Below are 19141 nucleotides of genomic sequence, written 5' to 3'. Positions count from 1 at the left end.
TATGCAAATATCCATCTCAAGAACTCTCGCAACCGCTGCGCCAGATTCAAGGCTTGATGTGGTCGCTTTCCAAGCTGCCGGGGGTCGAAATCGCGGTGCCCAGTTTCCCCACCTTGTAGCACTGGGGCAGCGGCCTGACATTGCGCGCTCAGCCGCAGACCAACGGCCAAGCGGGAATCCAGTTGGTCGTCCCTTCTCGGCGATATTTATCGCCTGCCAGACAAGGGATAGCACCGGGTTGAAGATCCACGATGCGTGCGAGTGGCTAGAGGAGAAGCATAAAACCAAGCGCAAACGGCGGTCCTGGCGCAAGCTGCACCTCGGTCTCGATCTTGTCAGCGGCGAGATCGTCTGCTCCGATTTGACCACCGATGACGTCGGAGATTCCACCACCCAAGAACGCGATGCTGAGCTCGGACGCCGCCCGGAATCCGACAATCCGCGATCATTAAATTTCCGAAATTAAGGCGTACGGACGCATAGCTTGGCAGAAGACATCGGGCTGTAATCAGCGCAGTCGAAGTGAAACTTTGATGGGTCGTTGGTCAGTTCGCAGATACGGGCCACCGTTGGCCTGCATGCCCATTTGGCCAACTGATTTAAGAAATGTCCGTGTCCCACATTCGAAAAACCCTGCGACTAGATAAAGAGAGCCGCCTCAATACGAGCGTCCACAAACTGCCCGGTAAGCTGCTCTACCCCATTGCGGCTCTCGCACAGGCAGGCCGCAGTCGAGAGTGCATCCGCTAAAGCCGCAGAGCCTGCCGAAACCGAGATTTCACGCCACAAAGCTGGCGAAGGCAAGCCCGTGTGCGGATCAAGAATATGCCCGACTTGCCCATCCGCATCAAAGGTGGTCCCCAACGGGGCAGAGGTGGCAAGCGCGCGGGTGATCAGAGGGACCTCGCCGCCTGCTGACAATTTGACCGGCCATGCGCGCCCGTCAGGATGACTTCCCACTGCACGAAATTCGCCTGTGTCGATAAGGATATTCGTAAGCCCCTCAGCCTCCAGCATCCTCGCCACGCAGTCCGCGATATATCCCTGTGCGATGCCGTTAAGCGTGAGCGCCATGTCTGGATCTATTTCAATGGCGGCGGCGTCGAACCGCACACGCGCCCAGCCCGCATGTGAAAGCGCAACGCCCAGCACATCGCTTTCAGGCGCTTGCCCCAACGCTGAAGCCTCCGCATAACAAGCCCACAGTGGCTGAACAGTTGGATCAAACCGTCCGTCGCTTGCCTTATGCACGGCCCCCGCAAGGGAGAGACATTCGAGCAATTCAAAAGGCGGGGCATCCAACCTGCCCGTATGGTTCAATCGCATCAAGCTGCTGTCGGGACGGTAAAGGCTAAAGATGTCTTCGAGCCGCGAAATCTCGGCAGCCACACGTTTGCTGATCGCTTTTGCATCCGTATGTGCAAGGCGCAACGTTGCGCGGGCACCAAGGGCAACACCCTGCCAAGTGTAGACGGGTGCGGCGCTGCCAATGCTTGGGAAGGTAGCAGCGGCGGCACTGATGGCAAGGAAACGGCGGCGGGTTGTCATGGTCTTAATCTCCCGATGCGCGCGACAGGGCGCGCAGGCGTTGTTCAAAATCGGCATCATCGCTGTCACCTTCCAGCGCCACGGGGGCCAGCACGGCATCATCGGGTATCTCAGCCAATCGCATGACTGTTCCGCCATTTTCTGCGACGAATTCCAGCGCTTTGACTGCATCCGAAAAGGGCACAAGTTCCGGTGCCCCCATCCCGCCGATCACACGGCTGCCGACAACATAATGTGCCTCATCGGCAGCGATCCAGTTGGTGGTTCCGGGCGCGGACCAAGTGGCATCCTGCGCACCCATATCATTGACCCAGATCGCCAGAATTTCATGGGTCTGCTCAGGCAGGCGCACGTAAGCAACAACATCGCGCACCTGACTGAAAAATAGCGGCATCTGCGGCAGCCCGCCCAAATGTGCCTGCGCCTTCGGGCCTTCATGCTCGAACAGGTTCATCTGGCAATAATGCCCGACTGCCTCGACCGTCAACGGAAGCGGCGAAGTGTCTTGCACCACCTCTTGCTTGCATCCCACCAATAAAACGATGGCAATAATGCTCGATAATCGGATCATGGCTCGACCTTTCTGAACGCCAGTGTGGCGAGGCCAAGGGCGACCAAGGGCCAGACCAAGACGGACGCCAGCGATTTCCAGAGCCCGATTGAGGCCGCCGCAGCGCCGATACCAGACGCCGCCGCCGTGGCCTGCGAAGCCGTCAAATTGAACAGACGAAAGGCATCTGCTGGATTGGCAAGAAGGGCCGCAGGAAAGACCTGCGTGGTAAACGTGCCGCCATCGTCCGCAACAACAGCAGCCAACAGCGCCAAATCATACAGCACTACCAGCCCTAACCAAAGCCCGATCGCGAGACCCGCAGCCCCCGATGCACGCCGTGCCAACGATGACAGCGCATAACCAATCCCGAGGAAAGTGGCACCCAGAAACGTCGAAGTCCAAGTCAGCCGCCATAGCGCGCCGAAACCGGCATCGGCGGCAGGATCGCTGGCCACTGCAATTATAGCGGCTGCGCCGTACCCCGCGACAAGGGCGATGATTAGAATACCAGTATGCGCGACCAGTTTACCTGCTAGGATTTCCCAGCGCGCAACCGGATAGGTCAATAGCAAGGGCAGCGTGCCCCGCTCGACCTCGCCCGCGACGGCATCGAATGACATCAGCAGAGCCACCAAAGGGACCAAATAGACCGAAAGGGAAGTCAGTGACGCGACCGTAATCGACAGCCTGTCCGCACCAAGACCTCCACTGGGAGCGGAGCCAACGGCGGAAAGAACCAGCGAGAAAACGACCATCAGCACCACCGCGATAAGCACCCAGCGGTTGCGCCGCGCGATATGCGCCTCGGTCATGGCGGTGGCAAGGATGCGGGCGATCATTGGCCATCCCTCCGACTGAAATGACTGTAGATATCTTCAAGGCTGGGCGGGATGACGTCGATGTCCGCCACTTTGTCTTTGAGGCCGGCAATTTGCGAGAGGGTGGTGAGTTTGTCCTCTTGGCTGCAGTTTAAGTGCAAGGCGCTGCCCACGCGGATGGCGTCTGGGAAAGCAGTGAGGATGTCTCCGTCATAGCCGTTGATCGCGGTGATGTGCATCGCAATAGGCAAGGCCGCTTCACGCCGCAACTCCGGCAGAGTTCCCGTCGCCACCATCTTCCCGCCCGACAGGATCAACAGGCGATCTGTGCGCGCCTCCACTTCTGTCAAGGCGTGGCTGGACAGCAGAATTGCCGCACCCTCCGCCGCAAGCCCGTCCAGCAGCTCATAAAAATCGCGGCGCGAGACAGGGTCCAAACCACTTGTCGGCTCGTCAAGCACCAACAGGTCGGGATGCCCGATCAGGGTTTGGGCCAGTCCGACGCGCTGCCGCATGCCTTTGGAATAGGTGCCGATCCGCCGCTTGGCCGCGTGGCCCAGGCCGACCTTATCCAGGAGCACCATAGCCTCCGATGTATCCTCACCGCGAAGGCGCAGATAGTAGGTGATCTGCTCCAACCCTGTCAGCGCGGAATGGAAAGTCGCATTCTCTGGCAGGTACGCGACCTTTGCCCGCGCAGCGGCACCACCTGGTGCTTCACCACAGACAGAAATCTCGCCACTGTCTGCTGCGATCAGCCCCAAAATCACCTTCATGAAGGTCGATTTGCCCGCACCATTATGGCCCAGCAGCGCGACTCGCTCACCTGCGGCCACGTGCAAGGACACATCTGACAGGGCGTTGACCCCGCCAAAGGTCTTAGTGAGATGAGAGATCGTTAACGTCGAAGTCATCGGGTTCACTTTCACTCCACCGAGCGGCCGCTTCGACCTCCATCGGCAGATACTTAGAGGGAATATTAATGGTTGGCGCTGTCATAAGCGGGCTGGAATCCACAACACCGCCGGGCAACGTGGCAGGAAAGCTCGATTGTGCCCAGCGGATGAGTTGCACCACGGGTGCGCCCGTCAGGAGTCCGGCAGCAGGTTGGGACCAGAGAATGTGATCCATCAGGTCATTGGGGCGAAACGGGCTGTCAGCGATACCGTCGCCACCCAAATCAAAGCTGGCATGATCGGACCAGTAGTTGCCCCTGCCCTCAAAACTCCATTCGATATCACGCGTGCCCACATATTTCACCTGCGTGCGGTTGCCCACAAAGGCGTTGCCAGTAAGTACATTCCGCTCTGACCCCGCAGTGAAATGGATGCCGATGTTACAGCCCTCAAAGCGGTTCCCGTAGATGAGGTTCTTGTGCGCATTGTAGATAAATGTACAGCGGTCCGCCCCGCCGCGCACCAGATTGCCCGAGACGTCGGCGTTATTGGCGAAATTCAGCATGACGCCATGACTGCGGTCCGACAGGCTCAGGTTGTTTTTCACGATCACCTTGTTCGAGAACATGATCGCATAGCCAAGGTGGTTGCCGATGGACACGTTGCCAGACACCTCGGAATCGTTGGTATACATGTAATGCACAGCGAACCGCAGATCGCGGAACAGGTTGTTGCGATAGATACCCTTGCGGGATGTGTTCGAAAAAATCCCGTCGCGGCCCCAACGAACCGAGTTGCCCTCGACGACAGTACCCGGCGAGTTCCAGACATAAATACCGTTGCCACGATCATTCATGCGCGGGGTGCGGGTACCTTCGATAATATTGTTGCTAACCCGCGCGTCACGGCCCCCATGCACATCAACGCCGTGCAGGTTTCCCAGCACGCGGTTGCGCTCAACGATGGCCCGGTCTGCCTTCCTGAGTATCTTGATTCCTGCATCCGTCTCTTGGCTGTTCAGGCCCGAACCGATCACGGTCAGGTTGCGAATGGTGACGTCAGGCGCATCAATGCTCACAACCGTGCCTTGACCCATGCCATCAATGATTGCCTCGGGCTCACCGGTCAGGGTCAAAGGGCGGTCGATGACAACCGGACCGCGATGCAGACCCGGCTGAAGAACAAGAACATCGCCGGGGTTGGCCCCGGCGATGGCAATTGCAAGCGTGCCCCGACCTGCCATCACATGTCTCTCGTCCGCCCAGACAGGCGGCGCGATCAGCAGGGACAGCGCAAAGATCAGGGCACGCAACATGTTCAGCTCGCCTTCGGCTCGACAAACATCCGGCCGCGCATCTCCATGTGGAGGGCGTGACAGAACCACTGGCAATAGTACCAGTAGACCCCAGCCTGCGCGGCAACGAATGTGACCGATGACGTGGCCTGTGGTCCCACTTCCATCGCGACACCGTGATTACCCATGGTGAAGCCGTGGGTCAGATCATCGATGTCATCAAGGTTGGTCACATAGACGGTCACTTCATCATCTTGCTGCACGGTGAAACTCTCAAGCGAGAAGTTCGGCGCGTTGCTGGACATATAGACCCGCACTTTGTTGCCGTCGCGAATGATTGTGTCCTGCCAATCGTCGAGGTTCACACCATCCGCTTCTGCCTGCGTGCGCGCATCGGCCCACATCGGATCGTTGCGATCCCAGACCGATCTCGGGTTCAATTTGGACGGATCAACGATGATTGAATCGTGTGGCTCGGCAAAAGTCGGGCCGTCGTGGATCAAGGTCATATTGTCACCATCAATCGCGAACAGCTGCTCGTTCTCGGGCTTCAGCGGACCCACGTTCAGGAACCGATCTTTCGAGAACTTGTTCATCGTGATGTAGTATTTGTCGTTTGCTTCCAGCGTCTCGCCCATCACGGTTGAGTTGTGGCCCGGCTGGTAATGAACGTCCTTCTTGACGCGGATCGGATCGACATTTTCGCCGTTATAGAGCTTGATCGCGTCCTCAATGTTCCACTTCACAACCTGGCTGTCGAGGAACAATGTCGTATACCCGTTGCCCTTGCCATCAAATGCTGTGTGAAGCGGCCCAAGGCCCAGTTCAGGCTCTGCCACGACAACGCTGCGCGGGTCGGCACCATCGTTGAAGACAGCGTCCAGTTTACGCACGTCAATCACCGACACTGTCGGCGACAGCTTGCCCGCGATGCACAAGTGGATTTTGTCCGGTGCCATGTTACAGCCGTGCGGGTTGTTCGGGATCGGGATATAGCGGGTGTATTTGTTGGTCGTGCCCTTACGCCCGTCCAGCACTTTCACGCCGTTCAATTCAATGAAATCACCAGCCGCGATGCCAGCCTCGATCTCTTTGATGTTGTACACGACAAGATGGTCCATATCTGCCTCGGTCATGTCGGCAAGCGTCATGCCCATTTCCGAGTTATACGAGGTCGAGAAGGCATATTTCCCATCGTAGTCGCAATCGGTGTTGTCAAGGTTTCCGCTGACCATCACCTGCCACGCCACTGTCATCTCATCGGCATTGATCGCGGTGTAAAAGTTCACGTACTGCTCTGGCTCATCAAGAATTTTGCCGTCATTGACCATGGGCACTTCGTCTTCGCCGTTACAGAAGACATAGTCCGTGCGGGGCCATTTTTGCGGACGCAGACCGTGGATCGCCTTGGCATTGGGGATCTCGATAATCTTGTCACACTTCATCACGTCACACCGGACACGGGCAACACGGGTATTGGCCTTGTCATTCATGAACAGATAGCGCCCGTCATAGGTGCCTTCGGTGAACGACATATGCGGGTGGTGCAAATCGCCGTTGGGCGGAAACTCAAGACCGTTGGCGGCAAGGTAGGCCTTGGTTTTCGGCAGAAGCCCTTCGGTCAGAATCTTCTTGGACTCGTTCGTAATGCCCCAGCCTGTTGCAGAACAGGTGTTGAAGACAGGGACCCGCATCAGCTCGCGCATGGATGGAATACCCAGAATGCGCATCTCGCCACACTGGCCCGAAGACCAGAAGCCATAGAATTCGTCCAGCTGACCAGGTCCGACTTCTGCACCGGCTGCTGCCCGTGCGCTGGTGGTCGTTGCGACTGTTGCGACCGCAGCGGTTCCGCCGACCAGCAGAGCCCTGCTTCCCCAGGTTCCGGCCAGAGCGGCACCGCCCGCCGTTGCACCCAGCAGGCTTCTGCGTGAAATTGGCAATCTTCTTTCCTCAGACATGTCTTTTCCTTTCATGTTGTAGGTAGTTTGAGTTTTTGATTGGGATGCCCGACAAACCGGTCAAGGTCTGGTCCGGCACCATCTTTTGCCCGCCGCTTCATCTTTTTGATAACAACGGGACAGGTTGATTCTGATTGGTAAAGCACCTGACAATGCAGGCAGTTGATACACTCGTTGGGATTAATCTCACCCGTCGGATGGATTGCCTGAACCGGACATTTATGTGCGCAGGTCTGGCACGGGTTGCCACATTCCTTATAGCGCTTCAGCCAGTCGAACATTCGAAGGCGCGCCGGAATTGCCAGCGCCGCGCCAAGCGGGCACAGGTAGCGGCAAAAGAAACGCTCGACAAACAAACCAGCGATCAACAAGGCGGCAACATATGCCACAAACGGCCAGACACGAACAAAGTTCAAGATGATCGCGGTCTTGAACGGCTCGACCTCTGCCAGCCGCTCCGCCTGCTCGATACTTGTCAGCGAAACGCCAAACAGACCGAGGAAGATCATGTATTTCAGCGGCCACAGGCGCTCATGCAGGCCCCATGGCAGGGTCCATTGCGGGATGCGCAGCTTGCGCGCCACCTGATTGAGAAGCTCTTGCAGCGCGCCGAACGGGCACAACCAACCGCAATAGGCACCGCGCCCCCAGAACAGCAGGGCCGCTGCTACCGAGAACCACAAGATGAAGGTTAGCGGATCCAACAGGAACGCCTGCCAGCTAAAGCCGGAGACCAAGGAGCCGAACAACGCCATCAAATTGACCACCGACAACTGTGCGTTGGACATCCAGCCGAGATAGACCAACGTGACCGTCAGAAAACCGATGCGGAACCAGTAGAACACACGCTCGTTGCGCACAGCCAAATTCTGGAAAAAGAATACGCCAGTCAGGATGGTCAGCATGATGCTAAGTACGACAATTTCGACCTTTTTGCCCATCCAGATCTTTTTCCACATAGCTTGTTGTGCATCGAGTTCGGATTGCGAGGTCATCGCTGCGACACTGGCAGGCACCTCCGCCGAAGGGGACGCCGCGATGGTGCGGATGTATTTTGACGGCAGCTGGTAGCCCAGATCGAAGGTGGTAAAGACCTTCTCGATTGCGCCCACTTCGCGCTGCACCAACAGTTGAATGCGGAACGGTTTTGTCGGATCAAAGCCGCTGTCGGCGGGAATTTTAAACAGGTCGGCTTCGGCAAAGACTGGCGCACCTTCAGCAGCGATGGTGTTGATCCGTTTGTGCATACGATCACGGAAGCGGACGGACACGTCATCCTGGATCAGAAATATCCGGTCAAAAATGCCGCCCCGTACATAACCAGACCCTTTGAAGGAGTAGAGGCCACGGCCCACAATCGCGATGGCGTGATCACCCTCGTCCATCCATGCTTCGATATTTTCGGCAACAGCCTCACCGAGAATAGCGCGACCAATGGCGGGGTGGGACACAAGGGCGGCCTGCATTTCGATGAAGGTTGTCTCTGGCGCTTCGGTCAGCGCACGTTTGCCTGCGCGCACGTCCTCCATCGCGGCAAAGGCCGCGTTAATCTGGCCCACATCCAATGAGAGACGGCGCAAGGTGCCATCCCCCTCCAGCGTCATCCAGTCATTTGAGGCTTCGGCGTCGGGGTTGATCTCCAACTGCGGACCTGTGCCTGCAACCTCGGCAGCCAGTTCGCCCAAGCCCAGCCGCCGCGCCACTTTCAAACCCGCCCGCACGATAGAATCGTCGATCACCATGATCGTGACGGTCGCGCCGGAGATAATATCAAGCTGGTGTGCGGTGCCGCCCGATTCCGCCTCTGCCACCAGATCAAGACCGCGATAGCCCGCAACCAGCGCCTTAACCTTCGCATCCGGAATACCGATCAGCACGATCGGCTCGGAGTGCTTGACCAATTGCACGCCAATCACCTGTGCTGCGTCATCAATCGCAACCATCGTGTGAATGGGCTTGCCCGAATAGCCAGTCGTGGAGACGAAGTCAGAAGTGATATAGGCCCAGCCGATCCGCTCGGTGCCTTGGAGGACCTGCACAACCGGAATATCGGGATGAATTGAGCCAAAGCCATCCGCACCCTCGACCAACTCTGAGGCATTCAGGTCGGGCAGTAGCTTGGACAGAATTGTATCGGCAGCAACAGGCAGCCCGATAAGGAGCATCGCCGCAAGCATCGCTAAACATCTGAGGCGAGAGCGCAGAACATTCATGTGATGGCGTCCTTAAACAAAAGTCGCCCGTCGCCGTTCGTAGTTTGACCAAACTCAGGATGGTCGGCAATGATCAACCCTTTTTGAGTGACCATAGTTGCTTGCACAACAGGCGGGCCACGCGGCGCGGGGAATGAATGTCGTCTATTGGTAAGTGGTTGCTGGGCAGAAAGGTGCTCCAGTAGAATTTCGATAGTGGCAAAGGACGCGTTCGCCGGACAACTCACAGGAACAAGCGACCCGATGGCCCGACAACAGGTCAGACATTCAGGGCAGTTCGCAGCAGGCTCGACAGGATTGCCATCCGCATCGAACAGAACCGTTTTCGCAACACCGTCTGCACAGATCTCCATCGAAAAGACCTCCCCGGCGCTGGCCATGCCGAAAGAGCCATACAAAGTAAGGCACACGGTCAGCAAAACGCCGAGGACAACGGTGGATACGGCTTTCATGCGTAAACGATTAGCTCCAGATTAAACAAGGCACTTTGATCTAACTCAAGAAATGCGCGCCAGATCTGCGCGCTCAAGGTATGATTGTTGGGGGATCGTCCGTTTGATAACTCTCAAAGGCCACCAAGGCTTTTCTCAAAACGCGCTTTGGCTTTCTTCGGCATCTTGCCTGAAAGAAAACTGTCAGCGTCAACATCGCCCTCTCCAACAGCGACGACCATTACCATACCCATACCCCAGTGTGGCTTGCACTTTACGCCATAAAGTCCTGGCTCTGTGAGAGTTACATCAATCTCTTCGTTGATCTTTCCTGCAAAAGCTTCCGCTCCTTCAGGGATCATGCCTTTGACAGATTCAGCATTGTGACCCTTATCAGCGGGGAGAAACTTCACTGTGTCTCCCACGGCAATGCGCAACGAGGCCGGTTCAAAAATCATTGTACCGCCTTCTCCCTTGTTCAACATTTTAACTTCGAACGTTTCTGCGACGACTGCACCGCCGAGAGACAACATGACTACAGCAGAGGTAACCAGGGTGCGAAACATCGTATTTCCTTTCAAATGGATCGTTGTCAAAAGCACTCCTAGCCCCACCTGCAGCACCAAACGTTGCGCAAGATTAACCTTCTATTCGTTTTGTGCTGATCAGACGGCGCTGGTGGTTCAACTGAAACGCCTTTAGGAGGGGAGCAGTTCTGAAACAGGATAAAACTTTGCACAAACTCGACGAAAGCCTGTTGTCGCCGCTGCCGCCTTTCTCCAAATTGGGAAAAACGCAGATCAGAACCATTCTGGATCAGGCAACGAGTCGGCGCATCGAATCCGGCGCAGCAGTTTTTCATGAAGGTGCCCTCGCGGAGCGGTTTTTCCTTTTGCTGGATGGTACCATCAGGGTGGTAAAGACCACTGCAGATGGCGAGCAGGTCACCTCGATACACATTCCCGCTGGCCAACTGTTCGGGATTGCAAAAGCACTAAGTCGGACAACCTACCCGGCGACGGCACGAGCAGCCTCGGAGGCGCTAGCACTATCTTGGCCTACAACGCTCTGGGATAATTTTGTCACCGAATATTCAGGCTTTGCCACAGAGACATATAAGACTGTCGGCGATCGTCTAGGAGAGCTGAACACTCGCGTTATTGAGATGTCGACACAGCACGTGGAACAGCGCATCGCGAGGGCACTCTTGCGGCTCATCAGCCAATCAGGTCGACAAGTTGAGCAGGGAATAGAAATAAGCTTTCCTATAACGCGCAAAGATGTGTCTGAAATGACAGGGACAACCCTGCAGACCGTAAGCCGTCTGCTGAGCTCATGGGAAAAGAACGGACTCGTGACCAGCAAACGAAAGAAGATAATTATTTGCAATCCACATCAATTGGCCATTCTCGGCGAGGCGTAGTCAGGTCTCGATGACCAGTTGGAGTTCTGCGCGGAAAAGCACCTCATCGAGGCGATATTCGCGACAAGCGTCAATGATCGTGTGAAACGAATTTACCATACAGCCTACACATAACATCCTGTGCTGCAGAAAAACCGTGATCGTTTCAGGCCAGATAGACATCAGCATGTCCAAAGACATATCTGGATCGTTGATATCTGGCTTTTTCGTCACGGGCAGCCCTCCACTATAGCACGTTGATATCAGTAAACTTCTGCTCAGACGTTGTGGAAGCGTAAACTTCTCTCTTTGAACTGGGTGTCGCGTGGTGGCTATTTTCGAGCCCCAAAGTCCCTGCGACAAACTTTACATGCTTGCCCAACCATACGGACAGAGAATGACCGGTCGCTTAACCGGTGGTTGGTGGCGTCATGTAACTTGCCGACGCACCGAAACGTTCTGAGCTCGCTTTAAACTCACCCTTGGCAATCGAGCGCAGATGCACCTCGTCAGGACCATCCGCAAACCGCAATGCCCGCGCAAATGTATAGATCTCGGCCAGTGGGGTGTCGGGGCACATCCCCATCGCACCAAATGTCTGCATGGCGCGGTCCGTTACACGGCATAGCATGGACGGTACAAGCGCCTTGATCATGGCGATTTCCGCCCTCGCCCCTTCGATCCCGACCGTATCGATCATCCATGCTGCTTTTAGCACCAGCAGCCGCGCCTGTTCGATCTCAAGCCGAGAGTGAGCGACCCAATCTCCCACATTGGCACGATCACTCAGATAGCTCCCGAAGGTTTTACGCTCCTTGGCGCGGTCACACATCAGTTCCAGCGCCAGTTCGGCCTGACCAATGGAGCGCATACAGTGATGGATGCGGCCCGGCCCAAGACGGGCCTGTGCCATTTTGAACCCCTCGCCTTCGGCACCCAGCAAATTGTCGGCTGGCACTTTCACATTCCGGAACAGGATTTCGCCATGGCCCTCAGGCGTCTGGTGGTTGAGCACCGGAATGTTTCGCTTGATCTCCACACCCGGGGTGTCGATGGGCACCAGCACCATGCTTTGTTGCAGATGGCGCGGCGCGTCCGTGTCTGTTTTCCCCATGACAATCAATAATTTGCAGTCAGGGTGCGCCGAATTGGTGATGAACCATTTACGCCCGCTGATCAGATACTCGTTGCCGACCCTTTTGATTGAGGTTTGGATATTTTTCGCATCGGAGGAAGGCACATCCGGCTCGGACATGGCAAAAGCAGATCTGATCTCGCCTTCCAGCAGCGGCATCAGCCAGTCTTCACGCTGTTTGGGTGTGGCAAACATATGCAGCAGTTCCATGTTACCCGTGTCTGGTGCGCTGCAATTGAACACCTCCGACGCCCATGAGATCCGGCCCATCACTTCTGCAAGGGGCGCATAATCCAATGTGCTTAGCCCTTGCCCCGGCTCATCGTCTTTGAGGCTAGGCAAAAACAGGTTCCACAGTCCTTCAGATTTTGCCAAAGCCTTTAGGTCTGCCATGAAAGAGACTGGAAAGTTCCCAGCAGCAACCTCAGCGCGCCACAATGCGTTGCGTGGCACGATGTAAGTATCCATGAAATCGGACACTAGTCGCAGATAATCTCTGCATCGGATCGAATGTGAAAATTCCATCTCAACGGCTCCTGCCATAGTGCGCGCAATTTAACCGATCGCGCCAAAGCGAGATTTGGAAAAGGTCAAATGCTGATCTGCGATAATCGCTCCTATCGAGATAAAGGCCTTCATCGGCACATCAGCCTCTGCTCCGTTGCGTCATGTTACTCCAAGCCTAGGCTGCTTTAATCCATCCAACATTGTGCAAGATCAAACTCAGAACAAACTGTCTTCAAGACATGCCAGTCACCTTTTGGTACTCCAAACATCATGGAATAAGATCGACCGCCCCCTACCCTCTCTATGCATGAGCGCCAGGGTGTAGAGGCGATAAGGTGCAGAGATTTGTAATCGGCGGAAAAGTACTCGGCCACGGTAGCGGCGGCATTGTGCTGTCGCGGGCGGCTTAAAAGTCGGCCACTTTGGCATATTCACTTGATGGGAGGGCTTGGGGATATTCACCGTGGAATTATATTTGAAGGTGCGTCGCGCCCATTTTCAGGATGGGTTGAGCGGGCGACAGATAGCTCGGGATTTTGGGATCAGCCGGGACAGTGTTTTGAAGATGTTGCCGTATTCTGAGCCGCCTGGATACCGGCGGACGGCAGCAATCAAACGCCCGAAGTTGAATACTTATATCGGTCAGATTGATCAGTGGTTGGCGGAAGACAAGATGCGCCCACGCAAGCAGCGGCACACTTCCAAGCGTATTTTTATACGGCTCCGTGATGAATGCGGGTTTGTCGGCGGCGACACCATCGTCAAAGATTATGTGCGCGCTCAGCTAGCACAGGTATCGCCGCTCTTGCATTCGTAGCAATTGATGATGCTGTCACGAATTTTGTCTTCCGCATCTTGCGGCCGGCGTCGTTTCGACAGCTTGACGCCGGTGATGTTGAACATCCTGCGCCTAAGCGCCATTCGCACTTCTAGTCGCTGATCTTGCTTTTCAACAAGTCGCCGGTCGACACAATGCCAATGATCTGGTTCTCGCTGATGACCGGCAAATGACGTATCTTCCTTTCAGTCATCAACGCCAGACCCTGATCTGTTGATTGATTGGGGTCAGCACAGACAACTGGTGTGGTCATGATGTCTTTCACTTTGGGTTTTGGAGAGGATTTGCCCTGCAAGAAGACTCTTTGGGCATAATGGCGCTCGGTAACAATTCCGGCCAGAATGTCGCCATCCAAAAGAACAAGCGCTCCGATATCGTGATCGGCCATCGCCTTGATTGCATCAAGGGCAGTACCATCGGGCGCTACACTGAAAACATTTGCGCCTTTCTCATCCATAATTTGTCGAAGCGTTTCCGTTGCGAAATGAGCCCCCAATCAAATATCAGTTGTATTGTAGTTGGGCCCATCAAAAGCTTATTTATCAGGATCAATCGCTGCTTTCCCTGTCACCTCAGAGGGCTAACACCAATCAGCCACGGATGTACCCAAATCAGGCCAACGTAAAGCGCGACGCCGATCGCAACGCGGACAATTACCGCAACCCACGACACTGGCCTGGCATTCCCGGCGCTCGAAGTGACCTCAGTAAGCAACCTTTGCCACTCTGCGCCCATTTCGCGCTGTCGGCGCCTGTTGACGAGGCGTCCCCCAAATGCAGCAAAGATCGCGAAAACTCCGAACAAAATCACATGCGCCAGATCACCATTGGGCACGACATGCGCCAAGGCCCAAAGCGACAATGCCAGAAGCAACGGATGCCGCGTCAACCGGACGATACCAGCACGCGCCGGATCGAAGTGGTCATTCCTTGCGCCCCCGAAGGAAAACGGATTCGGCCGACCAATAGCAAGGGCGAGGACCACACAGACCGGCAGCATGACGACCAAAGGCACATGCGCCTGCCAAGGGGCCCAGTCCCAAAAAGACACGAAAGGTGCGCGCCCGGCAGCACCGATCAACCAGACCAGCGCTGCGAGCGAAAGGCCAGAGTACGCAAATGTGAATCCGCGCTGGCCCAACCGGGTTTGAAGCCACGGACGCATTGGCGGGCGCAAAGGCAACGAATGGGTAAAGAAGAAAGCCGCCCAAGCTGCAGCGAATTCAAGCCAGCCCATGGTCCTATCCTCCGGGCCGCTTATCTGCCGGCAAGCGCAGGAGCATTGGTCCGTAGATCAGGACAAAACTGCCAAAGCCCACGAACCATCCAAAGCCCGCGAGCAGATGCAGCCAGTCTGCCTCGGAGGGAAAGAATCCTGCACCCAACCGCGCCAGAACCGCCACGATCACGGCGACATAGATGCCAATGGTCCCGATCCCCGCAGTCAGTGGCTGGCCCGTATGCCCCAGAGTAGCACGGGTCATCACAGCCAACGTCATCAGACCGATTGCCCCCGCCATCCAAAAGTGCTGTGCCGCCGCAGCCCCAAAGATGCCGGGCCAGAGAGCATCTGCCCCGATTGCAATTGCTCCGAGTGGGACGAAGGCAAATGCAACGTGCAAAACTGCAACCAGCGGTTCTGACCCCGTGCGATGCCCTGCCCATCGTGCCAGACGAACAGCGTGCGCAATTCCAGCCAAAAGAAGGGCGGCACCTACTCCCCAGCGGTCAGGCCAGAGGACCCAAAGCAGCAGAGCAATCAGCAGGATCAGAAGCGCAACCTTGTCGAACTTCTGCATCGGTGGTGTCGGCAGTCGCCCTTCACCACGCTTGGCAAGCCAGTTGCGGGTGAACGACGGCACAACCCGCCCCCCGATCACGGCGATCATCATCACACCTGTGCCAACCCCCAAGCGTAGCCCGTAGCCTCGCGCGGCATAAAAACCGTTTGCGGCCTCCCAGTGGAACAGCGCATTTGCGAACGCAAACACGGCCAACAGGGCCAGAACGATGAGGTTTTTCCAGTTCTTTCCCACAACAATTTCGCGCGCAATCACGAGACCAAGGGCGACAGGCATCACGAGATCCAGGACCACTACCACAAGAGGTGGCAGAAGCGTCGAGAGACCAACAGCAACACGGCCCACCACCCAGAGCGCAAAAAGACCGGCCAGCGGCCAGCCCACAATCGGCAACCGCCCTGTCCAGTTCGGCACTGCCGTGAGCAGGAAACCCGCAACAACAGCTGAAAGGTAACCGAACAAGAATTCATGCGCATGCCACGAAACCGGGTCGAATGCCGTAGGCAAAGTCATCGCGCCAGACAGCATTGGCACCCAGAGCGCCATGATCAGCACGGCCCAGACTGCCGCCCCGAGAAAGAACGGGCGAAAGCCGAATGTGAGAAGTGCCGGACCACTCCAAGCGCGCATTTGTTCTGCCGTACTGCTCATGGTGTTTTCCTCGAAACTTGCGCGCCCTCTTGGGTCAGGATGACGTCCAACGGGATATCGTGAGGCCGCGGGAAGATCGTTGTCAAGCGGGCGGAGTGAAACCCGATACCGATGGTAAAAGGCCGCGGGGACAACGCCGCCAGCGTTCTGTCGAAATAGCCACCTCCGTAGCCAAGTCGGAAACCTTCGCTGTCCCAGCCAACCAAAGGTGCAAGCATTATGTCGGGCGTGAGCGCGTCTGCCTCCGGCGGCGGGACGGGAATGTTCCAGTCCCCTCGGATCATAGTTGTGTTTGGGGTCCAGCGGCGAAAGATAAGCGGCGCGGCCTTGTGTTCGACCAATGGCAAAGCAATTGTGACACCTGCCGCGTGCAGGTCGGCCATCAGTGGCCGAAGATCAGGCTCACCCTTGATTGGCCAATAGCCCGAGACCACCCTGCGCTGCGCGCCGTCAAAGCGCGTGAACAGAAACTCTCGCAGGTGCCCGGCTACCGCCGTTCCCACGGTTTCACGGTCCTCTACACTGAGCGCTTGGCGTTCGGTGCGCAATCGGGCACGTTCCGACTTTCGCCATCGCGCCACGTCCCGCCCCTGTTCGGGATCCACCGCCATCGGATCAAAATAGCCCGGCGCGATCTCTCCCGCGAAGCTCGGCGGCGAGGCGAAACGGCCTCCAGCGTCTGTGATAGCCATATCGGATTTGCCCTTAAGCCGGCTTGAACTGTGGGAACAATACATCGTTTTCCAAGCGCATATGCTCCTCCAAGTCTCTCAGAAACTCAGCCAGCCCAGTGTAAAGTGCAGTCCAGGTTCCGCAAGCCCCCTCCGGCAAGGTCAAATTGCCAGTCAGGCGGCGGATCTCTATAATTCCGGTGGCGTGATCATCATGATCAGCACGCATGACCGCAATTGGGTTTTCGATGCCCGGCATCCCACCCTTGCGGATGGCGGGAAAGAGGATCAGTTCCTCCTTTTTCATGTGGATTTCCATCTCGCCGATCATCCGCTCTAACAGGTCAGACAGACCTTCAGGCACATGGTCGTCGCCGAAATGCACCGTCTCGACCCTTTCAGCCATCCGGGCAAGCACGGGAAGCTGTTCACGATGCAGCGCATGGTAACGCGTTTCGATGTACCGGGCCAGCTGAACAGGATCTTGTGGAGGGCTCGTTTCGGTCATTTCAGCATCCTTTCATCAGCGCAAGTTGGGAATGGTTTTTAAATTGGTGAGGACCATGTCCTCCACGGCCATGTGCAAAGAGCGTGCAATCCGCTCGGCGCGTTCGATGACATGCGCAGCACCGGCAGGCGGGCAGGTCTCATCATATGCGGTCCCGCGAAACAGGCTCAGCCAATGGTCGAAATGCGACCGTGTTACGGGCAAAAGCGCATGCGTTGGCACCGGTGCACCGTGGCATTGCCCTGTCATCAACGCGACGGAAGACCAAAAGGCTACCATCCGCTCGAGATGTGGCTCCAATTCGGTGATGCGGCTTGCGAAGATCGGTCCGAGAACAATGTCCGCGCGAAACTTACCGTAAAATCGATGTACCAAATCCGCCAGCATCCCTTGGTCGAGGTCGGTCTTGTCAATAATCGCCCGGGTCATCTCGGGTCGTGCGGAGGGTATCCGCAGTGTGTCAGCCTGCGTGTCGGCCATAGCCGCCTCCTGAAGCATTTCGCGTTGTATTACTGCGTAGACCTGTTAATAGGTATTGTAAATACCAATTCAATACATGGAGGGTTTCGTGCGCCTGACTTCTTTCACGGACTATGGTCTTCGCATGCTGATGCGCATGGCCAGCGCCCCTGAGCGGGCTCATTCCACAGCCACGTTGGCCGAGGAATTTGGCCTCTCGCGCAATCATCTGAGCAAGATCATTCAACGCCTGTCACGCGGCGGGATCGTCGAGACCCGCAGAGGCGGAGGCGGTGGTGCGACGCTGGCATGCCCTCCGCGGGACATCCGACTGGGCGATATTGTACGCCTTCTTGAAGAGGATCAGCCGCTTGTGGAGTGCTTCCAGGCCGAGACAAACACATGCTCACTTGACGGTAGCTGTCGGTTAAAAGCACGTTTGCGAACAGCGGAAACGGTGTTCCTCGCAAGTCTCGACAACGCGACGCTTGCCGACATCGCACTTCCGAGACTGTCTTCTGACACTTGAGCAAATGCTTTACCACACAAAAACGCTGTGGGAGTACTACAGACCGACTTGGCACCCCACGAAGCAGGCAACTCATCAAAATCGTTAGAATTCCCACCAATATTGGCATTCGTGTTTCGTCTGGGAGCGATGTGGAACTTGAGGGTATCAGAATCCACTTGGACCTGTCCCGCTTTAGTGCCGCCCCAAGCGCTCGTTCAAGCCACCTTCCGTTCGAAAGCGATGGGGCTTTTCCAGCCCAGTGCTGAGTGACGGCGGCGTGGATTGTAGAAGCCGTTGATGTAGTGGAAGATCGCCATCTCAGCATGTCTGCGTGTGTTCCATGTGTCCCGCCAGATCAGCTCGGCCTTGATGGTTTTGAAGAACGTTTCAACGACAGCATTGTCATAACAATTGCCCTTGCCGCTCATCCACTGCCTGGCAGTGCATTGCAGAGCAATGTCTCGAGAGGGGCGATCCGTGTGGTGGATGCAGTCTTTAGGCGGCGCACGGAACGCCATAGCCATGTTCAGCGCTCGGATCGCAAGGTCGCGATTCATACGATTGCTTACTGCCCAACCGATGACGCGCCGTTCTATTCGATCAGCATTGACGACAAAGACCTTGTGACTTTCAGGCCCCGCAAAGAAGCCAAACCGCTAGGCGTGTATGATCTCATTGTGCATATGAAAACCCACGAGAAAGCGCACAAACATGCGGGCGGTTGGGATACGTTCGTTTTAGAGGGCAAGTGGCGGGAATGGTTGCTTGATAGCGGCTTCATCCCTGACAGCGTGGAAGCCTCGTTCATGGCCTTTTTCAAAAAATACGTTGAAAACAACGGTACAGCATAGAACAAGGCACACAGCTATGCCCTATTCAGCCAGCTAACATTCGCCTTGCAAATAAATAGCAATATTTTTTATCCCGCATTCCCCAAGTAAATC

Annotated in this window: 20 protein-coding genes and 2 pseudogenes; 4 read left to right on the top strand and 18 right to left on the bottom strand. The window is 56.2% G+C overall.

Features of this window, described 5'->3' with window-relative positions:
* The first annotated feature begins 238 nt into the window (after positions 1 to 238).
* On the top strand, positions 239 to 466 hold the full coding sequence (locus HGT1_RS18455; protein ID WP_217902973.1) for a transposase: 228 nt from the start codon (positions 239 to 241) through the stop codon (positions 464 to 466).
* A gap of 173 nt (positions 467 to 639) precedes the next feature.
* Here HGT1_RS18455 and HGT1_RS04630 read toward each other — a convergent pair whose 3' ends face one another.
* The 9 genes from HGT1_RS04630 to HGT1_RS04590 form a co-directional block, all read right to left on the bottom strand.
* On the bottom strand, positions 640 to 1548 hold the full coding sequence (locus tag HGT1_RS04630) for an FAD:protein FMN transferase (RefSeq protein ID WP_176248765.1): 909 nt from the start codon (positions 1546 to 1548) through the stop codon (positions 640 to 642).
* A gap of 4 nt (positions 1549 to 1552) precedes the next feature.
* Positions 1553 to 2119, bottom strand: a complete 567-nt coding sequence (locus HGT1_RS04625; protein ID WP_176248764.1) for a nitrous oxide reductase accessory protein NosL — start codon at positions 2117 to 2119, stop codon at positions 1553 to 1555.
* Positions 2116 to 2940: an ABC transporter permease gene (locus tag HGT1_RS04620; protein WP_176248763.1), complete on the bottom strand. Its 825-nt coding sequence runs from the start codon at positions 2938 to 2940 to the stop codon at positions 2116 to 2118. The genes HGT1_RS04625 and HGT1_RS04620 overlap by 4 nt, the downstream gene beginning before the upstream one ends.
* Positions 2937 to 3833: an ABC transporter ATP-binding protein gene (locus HGT1_RS04615; RefSeq protein ID WP_176248762.1), complete on the bottom strand. Its 897-nt coding sequence runs from the start codon at positions 3831 to 3833 to the stop codon at positions 2937 to 2939. Before HGT1_RS04615 ends, HGT1_RS04620 begins: the two co-directional genes overlap by 4 nt.
* Positions 3799 to 5130: a nitrous oxide reductase family maturation protein NosD gene (locus tag HGT1_RS04610; protein ID WP_176248761.1), complete on the bottom strand. Its 1332-nt coding sequence runs from the start codon at positions 5128 to 5130 to the stop codon at positions 3799 to 3801. Before HGT1_RS04610 ends, HGT1_RS04615 begins: the two co-directional genes overlap by 35 nt.
* 2 nt (positions 5131 to 5132) lie before the next feature.
* Entirely contained in the window at positions 5133 to 7070 is a 1938-nt protein-coding gene (gene nosZ / locus HGT1_RS04605; RefSeq protein WP_176248760.1) for a TAT-dependent nitrous-oxide reductase, read from the bottom strand.
* Positions 7071 to 7081: 11 nt separating this feature from the next.
* Positions 7082 to 9283 (bottom strand): NosR/NirI family protein, encoded by a 2202-nt coding sequence (locus HGT1_RS04600; protein WP_176248759.1) that lies wholly within the window; start codon positions 9281 to 9283, stop codon positions 7082 to 7084.
* Entirely contained in the window at positions 9280 to 9735 is a 456-nt protein-coding gene (locus HGT1_RS04595; protein ID WP_176248758.1) for a hypothetical protein, read from the bottom strand. Before HGT1_RS04595 ends, HGT1_RS04600 begins: the two co-directional genes overlap by 4 nt.
* Positions 9736 to 9848: 113 nt before the next feature.
* Positions 9849 to 10310 (bottom strand): pseudoazurin, encoded by a 462-nt coding sequence (locus HGT1_RS04590; protein ID WP_308791271.1) that lies wholly within the window; start codon positions 10308 to 10310, stop codon positions 9849 to 9851.
* 137 nt (positions 10311 to 10447) lie between these two features.
* On the opposite strand from HGT1_RS04590, the gene HGT1_RS04585 reads away from it, so the two are divergent.
* Entirely contained in the window at positions 10448 to 11137 is a 690-nt protein-coding gene (locus HGT1_RS04585) for a Crp/Fnr family transcriptional regulator (RefSeq protein WP_176248757.1), read from the top strand.
* Here the strand turns inward: HGT1_RS04585 and HGT1_RS04580 are convergent, their stop codons facing one another.
* Positions 11138 to 11317, bottom strand: a complete 180-nt coding sequence (locus HGT1_RS04580; RefSeq protein ID WP_176249047.1) for a hypothetical protein — start codon at positions 11315 to 11317, stop codon at positions 11138 to 11140.
* Between the two features lie 208 nt (positions 11318 to 11525).
* Complete coding sequence (locus tag HGT1_RS04575; RefSeq protein ID WP_176248756.1) at positions 11526 to 12776, bottom strand: acyl-CoA dehydrogenase family protein; 1251 nt, start codon at positions 12774 to 12776, stop codon at positions 11526 to 11528.
* 490 nt (positions 12777 to 13266) lie between these two features.
* Here HGT1_RS04575 and HGT1_RS04570 point away from each other — a divergent pair.
* A pseudogene (locus HGT1_RS04570) lies at positions 13267 to 13536 on the top strand (IS21 family transposase); the annotation flags it as partial.
* 151 nt (positions 13537 to 13687) lie between these two features.
* Here HGT1_RS04570 and HGT1_RS04565 read toward each other — a convergent pair.
* The 6 genes from HGT1_RS04565 to HGT1_RS04540 all read right to left on the bottom strand — a co-directional run bounded on the left by HGT1_RS04565 (position 13688) and on the right by HGT1_RS04540 (position 17707).
* Positions 13688 to 14053 carry a CBS domain-containing protein gene (locus tag HGT1_RS04565; RefSeq protein ID WP_217902972.1) on the bottom strand — a complete coding sequence of 122 codons (366 nt, stop codon included), beginning with the start codon at positions 14051 to 14053 and terminating at the stop codon, positions 13688 to 13690.
* 110 nt (positions 14054 to 14163) lie between these two features.
* Entirely contained in the window at positions 14164 to 14832 is a 669-nt protein-coding gene (locus HGT1_RS04560) for an NnrU family protein (protein ID WP_176248755.1), read from the bottom strand.
* 4 nt (positions 14833 to 14836) lie between these two features.
* On the bottom strand, positions 14837 to 16048 hold the full coding sequence (locus tag HGT1_RS04555; protein WP_176248754.1) for an NnrS family protein: 1212 nt from the start codon (positions 16046 to 16048) through the stop codon (positions 14837 to 14839).
* The gene (locus HGT1_RS04550; protein ID WP_176248753.1) at positions 16045 to 16740 is read right to left on the bottom strand and encodes a 5-formyltetrahydrofolate cyclo-ligase; all 696 of its coding nucleotides are present in this window, start codon (positions 16738 to 16740) and stop codon (positions 16045 to 16047) included. Before HGT1_RS04550 ends, HGT1_RS04555 begins: the two co-directional genes overlap by 4 nt.
* 13 nt (positions 16741 to 16753) lie before the next feature.
* The gene (locus HGT1_RS04545; RefSeq protein WP_176248752.1) at positions 16754 to 17227 is read right to left on the bottom strand and encodes a hemerythrin domain-containing protein; all 474 of its coding nucleotides are present in this window, start codon (positions 17225 to 17227) and stop codon (positions 16754 to 16756) included.
* Between the two features lie 15 nt (positions 17228 to 17242).
* Positions 17243 to 17707 carry a group III truncated hemoglobin gene (locus HGT1_RS04540; RefSeq protein WP_255200092.1) on the bottom strand — a complete coding sequence of 155 codons (465 nt, stop codon included), beginning with the start codon at positions 17705 to 17707 and terminating at the stop codon, positions 17243 to 17245.
* An 88-nt stretch (positions 17708 to 17795) separates the two neighbouring features.
* Between HGT1_RS04540 and HGT1_RS04535 the strand changes: the two genes are divergently transcribed.
* Complete coding sequence (locus HGT1_RS04535; RefSeq protein WP_176248751.1) at positions 17796 to 18215, top strand: Rrf2 family transcriptional regulator; 420 nt, start codon at positions 17796 to 17798, stop codon at positions 18213 to 18215.
* A gap of 197 nt (positions 18216 to 18412) precedes the next feature.
* Here HGT1_RS04535 and HGT1_RS04530 read toward each other — a convergent pair.
* A pseudogene (locus HGT1_RS04530) lies at positions 18413 to 18799 on the bottom strand (IS3 family transposase); the annotation flags it as partial.
* Positions 18800 to 19141 lie beyond the last annotated feature (342 nt).

The sequence above is a fragment of the Sulfitobacter sp. HGT1 genome, assembly GCF_013282155.1.
In the GTDB taxonomy this organism is placed as follows: Bacteria; Pseudomonadota; Alphaproteobacteria; order Rhodobacterales; family Rhodobacteraceae; genus Sulfitobacter.
The sequence above is the reverse complement of the archived record's forward strand: the minus strand, read 5'-3'. Positions and strand labels throughout refer to the sequence as shown.

Bases quoted from the DNA above. Each gene is read 5' to 3' on its own strand.
- nosZ (WP_176248760.1), bottom strand. From the start codon at position 7,070: ATGTCTGAGGAAAGAAGATTGCCAATTTCACGCAGAAGCCTGCTGGGT.
- HGT1_RS04625 (WP_176248764.1), bottom strand. From the start codon at position 2,119: ATGATCCGATTATCGAGCATTATTGCCATCGTTTTATTGGTGGGATGC.
- HGT1_RS04620 (WP_176248763.1), bottom strand. From the start codon at position 2,940: ATGATCGCCCGCATCCTTGCCACCGCCATGACCGAGGCGCATATCGCG.
- HGT1_RS04550 (WP_176248753.1), bottom strand. From the start codon at position 16,740: ATGGCTATCACAGACGCTGGAGGCCGTTTCGCCTCGCCGCCGAGCTTC.
- HGT1_RS04610 (WP_176248761.1), bottom strand. From the start codon at position 5,130: ATGTTGCGTGCCCTGATCTTTGCGCTGTCCCTGCTGATCGCGCCGCCT.
- HGT1_RS04555 (WP_176248754.1), bottom strand. From the start codon at position 16,048: ATGAGCAGTACGGCAGAACAAATGCGCGCTTGGAGTGGTCCGGCACTT.
- HGT1_RS04565 (WP_217902972.1), bottom strand. From the start codon at position 14,053: ATGGATGAGAAAGGCGCAAATGTTTTCAGTGTAGCGCCCGATGGTACT.
- HGT1_RS04600 (WP_176248759.1), bottom strand. From the start codon at position 9,283: ATGAATGTTCTGCGCTCTCGCCTCAGATGTTTAGCGATGCTTGCGGCG.
- HGT1_RS04630 (WP_176248765.1), bottom strand. From the start codon at position 1,548: ATGACAACCCGCCGCCGTTTCCTTGCCATCAGTGCCGCCGCTGCTACC.
- HGT1_RS04545 (WP_176248752.1), bottom strand. From the start codon at position 17,227: ATGACCGAAACGAGCCCTCCACAAGATCCTGTTCAGCTGGCCCGGTAC.
- HGT1_RS04580 (WP_176249047.1), bottom strand. From the start codon at position 11,317: ATGTCTTTGGACATGCTGATGTCTATCTGGCCTGAAACGATCACGGTT.
- HGT1_RS04560 (WP_176248755.1), bottom strand. From the start codon at position 14,832: ATGGGCTGGCTTGAATTCGCTGCAGCTTGGGCGGCTTTCTTCTTTACC.
- HGT1_RS04595 (WP_176248758.1), bottom strand. From the start codon at position 9,735: ATGAAAGCCGTATCCACCGTTGTCCTCGGCGTTTTGCTGACCGTGTGC.
- HGT1_RS04575 (WP_176248756.1), bottom strand. From the start codon at position 12,776: ATGGAATTTTCACATTCGATCCGATGCAGAGATTATCTGCGACTAGTG.
- HGT1_RS04540 (WP_255200092.1), bottom strand. From the start codon at position 17,707: ATGGCCGACACGCAGGCTGACACACTGCGGATACCCTCCGCACGACCC.
- HGT1_RS04615 (WP_176248762.1), bottom strand. From the start codon at position 3,833: ATGACTTCGACGTTAACGATCTCTCATCTCACTAAGACCTTTGGCGGG.